Below are 12,465 nucleotides of genomic sequence, written 5' to 3'. Positions count from 1 at the left end.
TTATTAAACAGCCTGCTGAATGTATTGTTTGAATTCCTGGATCGTCGTAAACAGCCTGTCGGGCTGCAGGGGCAACAGCTGTTCCGTATCGGCAGTTTCCGCCCACGCTGCAGAGACAACGGCTACTCCGGCTGCGCGCGATGCCTCAATATCGCTTGGGGCATCTCCTACATACAGGCTTTCTTCGGGCGCGGCTCCAAGCTGCTTCAGCACGTTTTTGATCCCCTGCACTTTTCTTGGTCCCAGCGGAGAGCCGGTTTCAATCACATCAAAATAGGAGCGTATTCCAAAAATATCCAGAGTAATTTCTGTACTTTGCTCACCCTTCCCCGTAACCAAAGCCAGGCGCACATTTCTGTCTTTTAGGTAATCAAACAACTCTACAATTCCCTCGAATGGCGCAGCGCACATTTCATGCAGGTCATTATAATGCTGTAAATAATCCGCAACCCCCTGTTCGTAATGCGCGGGGATCAAAGCCTGGACGGTTCCTTCCTCGGAAGGGCCGAAGGTATCGATAATTTCCTGATCGCTCAGCGCTCTGCCGGCCAGGGGTTCAATTGATTTTTTGAAAGCGGCAATACAAAGAGGCAAGGTGTTCCCAATCGTACCGTCAAGATCAAAAATGAGGCATTTTATCATGTTCATTCTCCTTTTCATAATGAATTGTCAAGCTGCAATGAATGGGCCGAGACACTTTACTGAGGGGCTTGCAGCACTAACATAATTCATGAAACGCTTTTCAGGTCAAGGGTTCTTTTCCTGCAGGAGCTGTAACTGCTATACAAAAGAAACTTTGAACTGGATCCGGGGAGGGAGGAGCCCGTTATGGCAAATATTAAAGATATAGCTAAGCTGGCCGGAGTGTCGGTCACCACGGTGTCCCGTGTAATTAATGCGCATCCTTATGTAAGCGAGGAAAAAAAGAGGCTGTGATACGGGCAATGGAGCTGACCAACTATGAGCGGAACATCAACGCCGTTCATTTAAGCAAAGGCAAAACCAACCTCATAGGTGTCGTAGTTCCGTCCATCAAACGGCCTTATTTCGGGCTTGTAGCCGAAGGAATAGCCGGCGAGGCTTTGAAGGATAATTACAAGCTGGTGCTCATCCAAACCAATTATGAGGAAAAACGGGAGCTGGAGGCTTTAATGATGCTGCGGTCAAACAAATAGATGCTCTGATTATCTGTTCTAAAAGCAGCGGCTGGGAAATCGTGGAGGAGTACGCCGCCTGGCAAGAAAATCAGGTGCCAGCAGCAGACAAAGAGATGCGGCTTACAGGGATTTTTTGAAAAACTCGGATGAACCGTTTTCACTCCTGGTTACGGGCGATCAAGTGGCGGCAGGAATTCTGACCTGTTGCCAAGAACAGAAGCTTGAGGTGCCGGGCAAGCTTGCGATCGTCGGATTTGATAACCAGCCCATCGCCAAAATCCTGAATATCACCACTTTTGAAATTCCATTGGCGGAGATCGGCAGGAAGCTGTTCCTTCAAGCCGTTAGCGGAAGCTGCTGTCAAGAGCAGATTCCCGTTAATCTGATTGAACGTCTGACCGTATAACCGCAATGGTCAGCCAGCTCTCATATTGGCGGCAAGGCGGGGGGGTTAACCGAAATCGTTACCGGGGGCAGGGGAGAGCAGTGGAATTAGTGCATTTTCCGGTTGCTGAGTCTTGGATAGATCGAGGGTAGAGCGGGCAATTATACCTTGTTTGCCCCGGGTCAGGGGTCAAGCTGGAGCTTCCCGCTTCAAGCATCCGCCTGAGGGTCCAAGCACTCCTCTATGATCCGGCTCATCCGGTAAGCGCCCCGGCTCTGGTTGCAGAGCACAGCGGCAGCGGTTCCGCTGGCGGGATAGTAGGCGGAGTGGAAGGATACGCCGGGATCGTAGCCCATTACATGGTATTTATAGACCTCGCCGCCGCGCTTCGTAATCCATACCCCATAGCCGTAATATTCCTCCTCATCCTTATGCACATGCGGCGTAAGCAGCAGGGCAGTCATTTCCGGACCCAGCAGCTTATGCCGGAGCAGACCCTCCCAGAGCAGCAGCATATCGGGAGCGGTCACGAACGCGCCGCCGTCAGCGCCTCCTTTTACCGGGATGGAGTAGATATTGGCGGTCCAGGCGCCATCCTCTTTTACAATGTAGCCCTGAGCCGTATTGCCGGGGAGCGCATCCAGTGCAAAGTATCCCGAATCCTTCATTCCGCATGCTCCGAAGATACTTTCCTCCACATAATCCGTAAAGGTTATCCCGCTCAGCTTCTCCACGAGCAGTCCGAGCAGAATGTATCCGGCATTGTTGTAATGGAATCTGGTGCCCGGTGCGAATGTCATCGGCAGCTCACGGAACATCGGCAGGAAATCCTCAAGCCGTCTGAGCAGATACATGGGCATGGTTGTCCACAGCTCGGCGATATCCTCCATCGTATCTTCATCAAAATAATCCGGAATCCCCGAGCTGTGGGTCAGCAGCTGATGCACGGTAAAGTCAGGACTGAAATGAGGGAAGGCCGTCCGCTCCAAAATATCCATGACTTTGCTGTCCAGCGCAAGCTTGCCCTGCTCCGCCAGCTGGCAGACGGCAATTGCTGTGAACAGCTTGCAGCCGGAGGCGATTCCGAATCGCGTGTCCGGACGGTTCAGTCTTTCTCCGGCTTTGTCGGCATATCCGTATGCGCCGGAGGCCGCAATAAGGGAAGTGCTTTTTACCAGAAAGGTTCCCGAGAATGCGGCTGCCTTGGCCTCCGAGTCCATTGTTGCAAACAGCTGTTTGTTCGGCATGTGATGTCCTCCTGTTTCTTTGGGGCCGGAGAAGTTGAACTTCAATCCGAAACCGGGCTTTACAGCGCTAAGTCTCTTTCTCTGCAGCCGCAAAATAATTCCTGGCATGATTGTACTTTCTGCAGCAGATTGGATCTCGGCGGTCAACACTGAACATCTAACCTGAAATGTCAGTTCCAGTCTCAATTCCCAGCCCTGTTACCCATTATACCTTGTTTGTGCCCTGTTTATTGACCGTTTAATTGAACTGTTTGCGGCCAGCCTATTGGTCTGCCATTGGCCTCCTTCCGAGCTGTTTCCGAACCGTTTGGCCCGGCAGCCTCCATATAAGATTGTCCAGGGAAGAGCATACGCCGGACGTAAGGTTTATCTGCAAAGGACAAGAAAAGCACAGCAGTTTTGGCAGGGCGGCACATTGTGGAGCATTTGGAATTTAAGATAGTATAACTCTAACAGATTGAGAGAAGCACATCCGGGGAGGAATTTGAATGGCACTTCATCAGACGATGACAGTATTGAATACTATGGACAGCGCTTATGTGAACGGTGAACAGATCAGGCAGCTATTCGCGTCATATCCGGCGGTTAAGGTAGAAGTGAGGAAGGTTGAAGGGGATAAAGGGAGCACAGAATTCGTGAAAATCGCAATCCCCGGCAGTGATGGCAAAGCGGCGGGCGGCAGTGCGCCAACGTTCGGCATTGTGGGCAGACTGGGCGGTATCGGGGCGCGTCCCGGACGGATCGGCATTGTCTCTGACGCGGACGGAGCAGTAGCTGCCGTGGCTTCAGCTCTGAAGCTGGCAGATATGCAGTCTAAGGGAGATATTCTGAAGGGCGATGTGCTGGTCACCACCCATATATGCCCGGATGCGCCGACCCTGCCGCATGAGCCGGTGGATTTCATGGACTCTCCGGTCGATATTCTGCAGATGAACGAGCACGAGGTGCTGCCGGAGATGGAAGCGGTTCTGTCCATTGATACCACCAAAGGCAACCGCGTAATCAATCACAAGGGGATTGCCATCTCGCCTACCGTCAAGGAAGGCTACATTCTGCGGGTGAGCGAGGACCTGCTGCGTCTTCTGGAAATGACGACCGGGCAGCTGCCGGTTACTTTCCCGGTTACGACCCAGGATATTACTCCATATGGCAATGATCTCTACCATATTAACTCGATTCTCCAGCCGGCAGTGGCAACGGATGCCCCGGTTGTCGGCCTGGCGATTACTGCCCAGTCGATGGTTCCCGGCTGCGGAACGGGCGCCAGCCATGAGGTTGATATCGCCTCGGCCGTCCGCTTTGCCATCGAGACGGCCAAGGAATTCAGCCAGGGTCTGTGCTCGTTCTATAATACAGCCGAATTCACGCGCATTACGGAGCTGTACGGCTCAATGAAGGTATTGCAGACCTCCGGCAAACCGGCGGTTCCTTCAGCCTGATGTGGTGCGCGGCGATTCTTAGCCATGGGACGGAACCGGGGAGGGAGGAGAGGGCAAGGTTGAAGCAGATTGGGATGATTACCATTGGACAAGCCCCAAGAACGGACGTGGCGCCTATTCTCGAAAAATATCTGGAGGGACGCGCGGAGCTGGTCCAGTCGGGAGTGCTGGACGGCTTCACCCCGGCCCAGGTCCGGGAAAATTACGCGCCGGGGGCGGGAGAGTATGTTCTGGCCTCCCGGATGGCCGACGGTTCGGCTGCCGTGGTCTCCAGAGAGCGGATAAAGCCGGTGCTACAGGGGAAGATTGATGCCATGGAGGCGGCGGGGATCACCACGATTCTCCTGCTCTGCACCGGCGAATTCCCTGGGCTGCGCACGGCCCGGGCCCATTTGATTGAACCGGACCGGATCATTCCTCCGGTGGTGCAGGCCTTAACCGGCAAGCGCCGCCTGGGGCTGATCGGACCCTTGCCTGAGCAGGAGCGGAACCTGAACGACAAGTTTGCCGTCCCGGGCATCACCCTGCCTTTTGCCGCCGTCTCTCCCTACACCGGGAAGGAAGCGGAATTCCGCGCCGCTGCGGAGAAGCTGAAGGATGCTGCCGATGTGATTGTACTTGACTGTATGGGCTATGTGGAGCAGCATAGACAATGGGCAGCCTCAGCCGGGGTCTCTGTCGTGCTGTCCAATGCGCTGATGGGGAAGCTGATCGCTGAAATGGTGTAATCAGGAGGAAGCTAGCATGAGTGAACAACGGATCGAAATCAGTATGAATGTCCTGAAGGACTGTCTGGGACTCGTCAGCCATGAGCAGCTTGTTGTAGTAGCGGATGACGATAAGCGCGAGCTTGCGGAATCGGTCTATGAGGCAGGCAAACGGCTTGGCGCCGAGACGGTGCTGATGATTATGAAGGAACGGGCCCGGTCCGGCGAAGAACCGCCGGCCGCCATTGCCGAAGCAATGGCCAAGTCGGACGCGGCTGTATGTATTACAACCCATTCCATGACGCACACGGCGGCCCGGAAGCAGGCGGCGGCAGCGGGTACGCGCGTAGCCACAATGCCCGGGATGACCGATGATATGTTCAGTCAAGGCGCGATAACGGCAGACTATGGACAGGTGAAGACCTTGACGGAGCAGGTTGCCGCGCTCTTGTCCGGCAGCCGCACCGTCCGTATCGAGAAGGAAGGATTAAGCCTGTCGTTCTCGATCCAGGGACGGGAGGGCATCCTCAGCACGGGCCTGTATCTGAAGCCCGGGGAATCCGGCAATCTCCCTTCCGGTGAAGCCTATATCGCGCCTGTGGAAGGAACGGCTGCCGGAAGCATTAAGGTCGATGGCTCCATTGCCGGAATCGGCGCGCTGGGCAGTCCGGTGGTGCTTACGGTCGAGCAAGGCCGCTTGACTGCCGCCGAAGGCGAAGCCGGGGACAGGCTGCTGGAGATGCTGGGTGCAGGCGATGGAAGGCTGCTCGGCGAATTCGGAATCGGCACGAACAACAAGGCGAGAATTACCGGTGTGGTGCTGGAGGATGAGAAGGTCTACGGGACGATTCATGTGGCGTTTGGCAGCAATAATACCTTCGGCGGAATGGTGGCCGCAGGTGTGCATATAGATGCTGTCGTAATGAAGCCGGATGTGTATCTGGATGACAAGCTGATTATGCGTGCCGGAGAACTGCTGTAGGCATACAGATTGGAATACGCGGCCCGGGCAAGGCTGCTGAACAGGAGGAATAGGGATGCTGGGAATTATCCGCGTCATCACATTGGAGGAAGAGGCGGCCGTCCAGCTGCACGGCGAGCTGATTGAGCGCCGCTTCGGGCTGCCCGTCATGAGCCGCTGCATTCAGGATCAGCCTCAAGGGGTCTACGATGCGGAGACGGAAGCGCAATCGGTCCCCAAGATCATTGCGCTCGCCCGCGAACTGGAACGCAGCGGCTGCACCGCCATCGGGATCAGCTGCGCGGCAGATCCTGCCCTGGGGGAAGCCAGAGCGGCAGTGAAGGTGCCCGTTCTCGGTGCGGGCTCCTGCGCCGCGCATATGGCGATGGCGTATTCCTCCAGGGTGGGCGTGCTGACTATCCTTACGGAGGTGCCGCCCCTGATCCGGAGCATACTCGGAGAGGCTTATGCGGGCATGGACCGCCCGGACGGAGTAACAACGACCCTTGACTTGAATACGCCTGCGGGGCGTGCCGGCGCCTTGGCTGCCGCTGCACGGCTGAAGGCGCGCGGAGCGGCAGCCATTGTCCTGGCCTGTACCGGCTTCGCCACTATCGGACTGGCGGCGGAGCTGGAGGAGAAGCTCGGTGTCCGCGCGCTGGACCCGATCCTGGCGCTCGGCGCAGCAGCGGCATCCGCCGCTGCGGTGCCGGAGCTTCACCACCGGCGGCAATAGTCTACTGTGATTTGCAGAAGCGGATACCCCTTTTTGAAGGGATGTATCCGCTTTTTTTGCTCACTGTACAGGAACTGAAAAGCGGAAGCCAGGCGGGGAAGAGGATGAGCAGAGCGGAAGTGTCTGCTTCCAGATGAAAAACTTATCCTTTTGGTTATTCGACAAATTCTGCTAAACTATCGGGAGCTGAGGTTTGGCATATTTCAGGAAAAATCATGAAATACTGAAGACAGCAGAAGGGGGAAATAATCGTTGAATACTCAGGGCATTACCTTAAGAGAACTGATGCAGCTTCCGATTCTGTCCAAGGCAAGCGTCATAAGCGGAGTGCAGGGGCTGGACCGGGTGGTGCGTTTTGTGGATATTATGGAGGTGCCTGATCTGAAGGGCTGGATCAGCGAAGGCGTGATGCTGTTGACCACAGCCTACTCCATCCGCCACGACCCTTCGCTGCTGACCGAGCTGGTCTACACCCTGGACCAGTTAGGCGCGGCTGCGCTGGCGATCAAGCCGGCCCGGTTCCTCAAAGAAATTCCGCAAGGGGCGATTGAGGCGAGCAATGCCTGCGGTCTGCCCATCGTGGAGATTCCGCCGGAAATCCCCTACACGGATATCACCCAGCCGGTAATGGAGCTGCTGCTTGGCCGCCAGGCCATGCTGCTGCGCCGGGCGGAGGAAGTATACCGTACGCTGACCACGATGGTGCTGGAGAACAGCGGGATTCAGGCGGTGAGCGACAATGTGGCTGAGTTCTTGAAGGCGCCGGTCGCCCTGGTCGACACGGAGCGGAATATCATTGTATCCTCGCCGTCGCAGTTTGACTGGTCGCGGGCGGAGCAGCCGCTGAGCTGGAATATCCATGTGGACCGGCGGACGGTAGCCAGGCTGCTGGTCCACAAGGAGCAGCTGGATGATATGGAGGAAGTGGGGATTGAGCAGGCCCGTCTGGTGTTTGCCCTGGAGCTGATGCGGAAAAAAGTAGCCGAGGATACGGAGTTCCGGCTGCGCGGCAATTTTATCGATGAGCTGCTGACGCCGCCCCTGCCGTCAAGACATGAAGTGGAGCGGCGGGCGCGCCAGCTGGGGATGAATCCCGGGCACAAATGGGAGGTCGCCGTGATCGAAGGCGAAACCGCGCCGGATGAGGAAACGGTGAACCGGCTGCTGGAGCAGGAGGCGCTCAAACGCGGCGTGATGCCCCATGCCGAATTCCGCTCGAACCGTGCAGTGCTGTTCCTGCCGACGCCGGAGGGCCGCAAATTCGCCGTTGCCGGCGACGCCGGGGAATCATGGGCGGCGACGCTGGAAGGCTGGCTGCGGGACAAAGAGGAAGGCCTGGGCGGCTACCGCACGGGAGTCGGGACCTCCGAATATCTCTGGGATATTCAGGCCAGCTATAATGAAGCGCGCAAAGCGCTGTCCATCGCAAGACGCCTTGGCCAGGGAGCGGGCGGTGTGACCCGCTATGAAGAAATCGAGGTATACCATCTGCTGGAGGGGCTGAGCGGTGAGGGGATTGCCGCCTTGTTCGAGCGCAAGCTGGGCAAGCTGCGGCAGTATGACCAGGAGCATGACAGCAATATGCTGCTGACATTTTACCATTATCTGGAATTCCGGGGAAGCCTGATCGAGACGGCGAACAGCCTGTACATCCACCGCAATTCCGTCAAATACCGGCTGGAGCGCATCCGCGATATTACCGGCTTCGATCTGAATGATCCGCGCGAGCAGTTTGTTTGCCATTTGTGTCTGATCTACTACTATCTGCAGGAAAAATAGGCGGAATTGGAATTTTGGAGAATTCTTGCTGAACGGTACCTTTCTGTAAAAAGAACGGAAATTCCGTCTCTGCTTAGGATATTGTGTTAGAAAATGTGACATTAAAACGGGTCTGTAGTGCACAATCGACAAACGGTTGTGCTTTTTTTTAGCTGAACGGGACGTAGTGAGGGGGGCAAATTCTATGTAGAATTAGCACAACTACCTAAGAGAGAAAAGAAACCGCATGGTACCTGACATGGAGCCTGCGCTGCAGCAGAAAAAAGCTCAAAGCATGAAGGCAAAAGAGCCGTAAGGGGGTTGAGTCATTGTTTGCTTACACATTAAAAAGACTGGCACAGATGATTCCGGCCTTGCTGGGCATCATCGTGATCACGTTCATTCTCTCCAGGGTATTGCCGGGTGATCCCGCAATCATGCTGGCCGGGGAACAGGCTCCGGAGGAGACGGTCAACAAAATCCGCCAGGACATGGGGCTGGACAAGCCGCTGTACATCCAATTCTTCAGTTATTTCGGGCAGCTGTTCCAGGGGAACATCGGCTATGCCTATCATACGGGGCATTCGGTCGCAAGCGATCTTGCCACCCGGTTCCCGGCGACCCTGGAGCTGACGCTTGCAAGCATTCTGATCGCGGTTGTGGTGGCCATTCCCGTCGGCATTGTTGCCGCCACCCGCAAGGAGTCGATTCTGGACCATATCTCGCGCGTCTTCTCACTCATAGGTGCATGTGTGCCAATCTTCTGGCTGGGTCTGATGTTCATTTATATCTTTTATTCCATCCTTGGCTGGTCGCCTGCTCCGATGGGGCGCATCAGCGGGGACCTGAATCCGCCGGTGCAAATTACCGGATTGTATGTACTGGACAGTATTTTATCAGGCGATATCCTCGCACTCAAAAGCAGTATTGCCCACCTGCTGCTTCCGGCAATTTGCCTCAGCACAGGCACGATGGCCATCGTGGCCCGGATGACCCGCTCCAGCATGCTGGAGGTGGTCGACCAGGATTTCGTCCGGACCGCACGGGCCAAGGGACTGAAGGAATCGGCGGTCATCGGCAAGCATGCGCTGGTCAATGCGCTGATTCCAACGCTTACGGTGCTCGGTCTGCAGTTCGGCTACCTGATGGGCGGTGCGGTGATCACGGAGACAATCTTCTCCTGGCCGGGAATCGGCGGCTACGTCACCGATTCCATTCTGGCTGCGGATTACGCGCCGATCCAGGCCTTCACGCTGGTCAGCGCCATTCTCTACTGCGGCATTAATCTGGCAGTCGATCTGATCTATGGCCTCATTGATCCGCGAATCCGCTATGAATAAGCCGGCATTTCCGAAAGGAGGAGATTTCCATTGAGCACGGCAGCACATTCAGCGCAGGGCAAGCCTTCATCACCCGCAGCTGCCCACAAACCCAAAACACTGTTCTCTCTGCTTCTGCATAACCGGCTTGCCGCGGTCGGCCTGGTCTTTATTCTCATCTGGACCGTGACGGCCCTGATCGCGCCATGGATTGCGCCGCATGATCCCTACATTACGGACATGGCGAACAAATTGCAGGCCCCTTCCGGCAGCCATTGGTTCGGGACGGACAACTTCGGGCGGGATATATTCAGCCGGGTGCTCTACGGAGCGCGGATCAGCATCTGGACCGGCCTGATTGCCGTAGCCATCTCGTTTCTGATCGGTGTTCCGCTTGGCGGGATCGCCGCCTACTACGGCGGGCGGACCGGAACGATCATCATGCGCCTGATGGATGTTCTGCTGTCCTTCCCGTCACTCGTGCTCTCCATGGCAATCGCCGCTTCCATCGGGGCGGGCCTGACCAGTGCGATGATCGCGGTCGGCATCGTCGGCATTCCGGAGTTCGCCCGGCTGATGTTCGGCCAGACCGTCTCACTCCGCGAGAAGGAGTATGTGGAAGCCAGCCGGGCCATCGGGGTGAAGAACTCGGTTATTCTGTACCGGCATATTCTCCCGAATGCCCTCGCTCCGTTGATGGTCCAGGCGACACTGGGCATGGGCTTCGCCATTCTGACAGCCTCCAGCCTCAGCTTTCTCGGCCTTGGAGTCAAGCCTCCGATTGCCGAGTGGGGGGCGATGATCTCGGAAGGCAGAGAGTATATTATCTCCGGCCAGTGGTGGCTGGTAACCTTCCCGGGACTCGGAATTGCCACCTCCATTCTCGGTTTTAATCTGCTCGGCGACGGTTTCCGGGATGTGCTTGATCCGCGGTTGCGTTCGGGCAAGTAAGCAGGAGAGCGGCCGGCAGTGTCCGCCGCTTCCCGCCCTTTCCCGGTAAAGATAAATCAGCAGCATTGTACTTGTATCCAGTACGCCCAGAACATATCCCGTGGATAGACACCGGTGTTAGGCTGGTCACGGGGGATCTGCAGCACATTTCTAGTGTTGAACGCATACTCGGATAGAGAAAAAGGGAGGAATTATTCATGAAGAAACTGCTGTCCACACTCGTAGCTCTTTCAATCGTGCTCGCCGGCTGCGCAAGCAGCGCCAATCCGCAGACGCCTGCTGCCACTTCGGCGGCTGAGGGCACCGCAGCAACAGGAGAGACAACGGCAGCGAAGCCTTTCCTGACGGTCGCTTATTCCGAAGGCGGCACTACGCTTGACCCGGCGGAAGCCAATGATCTCACCTCGGATACCCTGGTTCTGGCCGCATATGACCAGCTCGTCACCTATGGCATCAAGACAGAAAATGGCGCCAGTATCGCCAACACCGAAGACATTCAGCCCATGCTTGCCGAGAGCTGGGAAGTGTCGAGCGACAATACAGTCTACACCTTCAAGCTGAAAGCCGGCGTGAAATTCCAGAGCGGCAATCCGGTGGATGCGGCGTCGGTTGTGTATTCCTTTGACCGTGTGGCCAAGTCCAGCTCCGGGAGCTTTCTCTACGGAATGGCAGCGATCCAATCCGTAACCGCCGCAGATGATTCCACCGTTGAAATTACCCTGACTAATGCCAATCATAATTTCCTGCAAATTCTGGCCATGTACACCTTCTCCATCGTTGACCAGAAGACGGCGGAAGCGCAGGGCGCAGATTACCTGAAGACAAACACCGCCGGCTCCGGCCCGTTCATTCTGCAGAAATGGGACCCGGCTACCGAAGCGGTATTCACTCCGAACGAGGAGTACTGGCAAGGTGCGCCGAAGCTCGGCAAGGTGACGCTGAAGTTCACCAAGGAAGCCTCCAACCGCGTGCTGCTGCTGGATAAGGGCGACGTTGACATGGCGATTGAGATTCCGCCGAAGGATGTTGATTCCCTGAAGAGCAACACGGAACTGACAGTAGCCTCCAATGCGAGCAACCGGATTCTCTATTTTGCAATGAACAACAGCGTGAAGCCTTTTGACAACGAAAAGGTCCGCCAGGCCATCAGCTACGCAATTCCTTACGATGAGCTGCTGACCGGTGTAATGTATGGACAAGCCAAGCAAATGAAGAGTTCGGTGGCCAGCAATACGCCGGGCTTCACGGATGCAGGCTATGTCTACGAGCACAATCTCGACAAGGCGAAGGAATTGCTTAAGGAAGCGGGCTATGAAAATGGCTTCAGCTTCGACTTCACGCTCGGCTCCGGGTTCGATGACTGGGAAGACGATGCTGTGCTGATCCAGGCCGAGCTGGCCAAAATCGGAGTAACGATGAACATCAACAAGCTGGCCCGCGCCCAGTTCCTGGAGCAGCAGAAAACGAAGAACCTGACGGCGTATATCTCCAAATGGACATCTTTTGTCAACGATCCGGGTTATCATCTTGGCTTCCTGATGTACGGCAAAGGCTCCTCCAACTACAACAACTACCAGAACGCCGAGGTAGACAAGCTGTGGGAACAGGCCAACACCGAGCCTGACGCCGCCCGGCGCGCAGAGCTGTACAGGCAGGCACAGGAAATTATCACCACGGAAGCGCCATGGGCTTATCTGTACGAGTACAACCGCATTGTCGGCATGAGCAACAAGATCAGCGGCTATGCGTTCTACCCGGATGAAGTGATCCGCTTCTACCCGCTGTCGATTCAGGAATAGAGAACT

Annotated in this window: 10 protein-coding genes and 1 pseudogene; 9 read left to right on the top strand and 2 right to left on the bottom strand. The window is 56.0% G+C overall.

Going from position 1 to position 12,465, the window contains the following annotated elements; all coding sequences use genetic code 11:
* Positions 1–3: 3 nt before the first annotated feature.
* On the bottom strand, positions 4–642 hold the full coding sequence (locus tag HYD27_RS10240; protein WP_219214506.1) for an HAD family hydrolase: 639 nt from the start codon (positions 640–642) through the stop codon (positions 4–6).
* A gap of 186 nt (positions 643–828) precedes the next feature.
* Here HYD27_RS10240 and HYD27_RS10235 point away from each other — a divergent pair.
* Positions 829–1,563 (top strand): annotated as a pseudogene (locus tag HYD27_RS10235) (LacI family DNA-binding transcriptional regulator).
* A gap of 188 nt (positions 1,564–1,751) precedes the next feature.
* Here the strand turns inward: HYD27_RS10235 and HYD27_RS10230 are convergent.
* Positions 1,752–2,789, bottom strand: a complete 1,038-nt coding sequence (locus HYD27_RS10230) for a serine hydrolase domain-containing protein (protein ID WP_219214505.1) — start codon at positions 2,787–2,789, stop codon at positions 1,752–1,754.
* Positions 2,790–3,277: 488 nt separating this feature from the next.
* Here HYD27_RS10230 and HYD27_RS10225 point away from each other — a divergent pair, with 488 nt between their 5' ends.
* The 8 genes from HYD27_RS10225 to HYD27_RS10190 all read left to right on the top strand — a co-directional run bounded on the left by HYD27_RS10225 (position 3,278) and on the right by HYD27_RS10190 (position 12,459).
* Positions 3,278–4,228: a DUF1177 domain-containing protein gene (locus tag HYD27_RS10225; protein ID WP_219214502.1), complete on the top strand. Its 951-nt coding sequence runs from the start codon at positions 3,278–3,280 to the stop codon at positions 4,226–4,228.
* Positions 4,229–4,287: 59 nt separating this feature from the next.
* On the top strand, positions 4,288–4,956 hold the full coding sequence (locus HYD27_RS10220) for an AroM family protein (RefSeq protein ID WP_219214500.1): 669 nt from the start codon (positions 4,288–4,290) through the stop codon (positions 4,954–4,956).
* A 16-nt stretch (positions 4,957–4,972) separates the two neighbouring features.
* The gene (locus HYD27_RS10215) at positions 4,973–5,917 is read left to right on the top strand and encodes an aminopeptidase (protein ID WP_219214498.1); all 945 of its coding nucleotides are present in this window, start codon (positions 4,973–4,975) and stop codon (positions 5,915–5,917) included.
* Positions 5,918–5,972: 55 nt separating this feature from the next.
* Positions 5,973–6,632 (top strand): aspartate/glutamate racemase family protein, encoded by a 660-nt coding sequence (locus HYD27_RS10210; RefSeq protein WP_219214495.1) that lies wholly within the window; start codon positions 5,973–5,975, stop codon positions 6,630–6,632.
* A gap of 252 nt (positions 6,633–6,884) precedes the next feature.
* Positions 6,885–8,411 carry a PucR family transcriptional regulator gene (locus HYD27_RS10205; protein ID WP_219214493.1) on the top strand — a complete coding sequence of 509 codons (1,527 nt, stop codon included), beginning with the start codon at positions 6,885–6,887 and terminating at the stop codon, positions 8,409–8,411.
* 308 nt (positions 8,412–8,719) lie between these two features.
* Entirely contained in the window at positions 8,720–9,730 is a 1,011-nt protein-coding gene (locus tag HYD27_RS10200) for an ABC transporter permease (protein ID WP_219214490.1), read from the top strand.
* 30 nt (positions 9,731–9,760) lie between these two features.
* On the top strand, positions 9,761–10,660 hold the full coding sequence (locus HYD27_RS10195) for an ABC transporter permease (RefSeq protein ID WP_219214488.1): 900 nt from the start codon (positions 9,761–9,763) through the stop codon (positions 10,658–10,660).
* 197 nt (positions 10,661–10,857) lie between these two features.
* On the top strand, positions 10,858–12,459 hold the full coding sequence (locus tag HYD27_RS10190) for an ABC transporter substrate-binding protein (RefSeq protein WP_219214486.1): 1,602 nt from the start codon (positions 10,858–10,860) through the stop codon (positions 12,457–12,459).
* Positions 12,460–12,465 lie beyond the last annotated feature (6 nt).

The sequence above is a fragment of the Paenibacillus sp. S150 genome (genome assembly GCF_019352175.1).
In the GTDB taxonomy this organism is placed as follows: Bacteria; Bacillota; Bacilli; order Paenibacillales; family Paenibacillaceae; genus Paenibacillus_AQ.
The sequence above is the reverse complement of the archived record's forward strand: the minus strand, read 5'-3'. Positions and strand labels throughout refer to the sequence as shown.

Coding starts and splice junctions, on each gene's coding strand:
- HYD27_RS10240 (WP_219214506.1), bottom strand. CDS start 642: ATGATAAAATGCCTCATTTTTGATCTTGACGGTACGATTGGGAACACC.
- HYD27_RS10230 (WP_219214505.1), bottom strand. CDS start 2,789: ATGCCGAACAAACAGCTGTTTGCAACAATGGACTCGGAGGCCAAGGCA.
- HYD27_RS10225 (WP_219214502.1), top strand. CDS start 3,278: ATGGCACTTCATCAGACGATGACAGTATTGAATACTATGGACAGCGCT.
- HYD27_RS10215 (WP_219214498.1), top strand. CDS start 4,973: ATGAGTGAACAACGGATCGAAATCAGTATGAATGTCCTGAAGGACTGT.
- HYD27_RS10210 (WP_219214495.1), top strand. CDS start 5,973: ATGCTGGGAATTATCCGCGTCATCACATTGGAGGAAGAGGCGGCCGTC.
- HYD27_RS10190 (WP_219214486.1), top strand. CDS start 10,858: ATGAAGAAACTGCTGTCCACACTCGTAGCTCTTTCAATCGTGCTCGCC.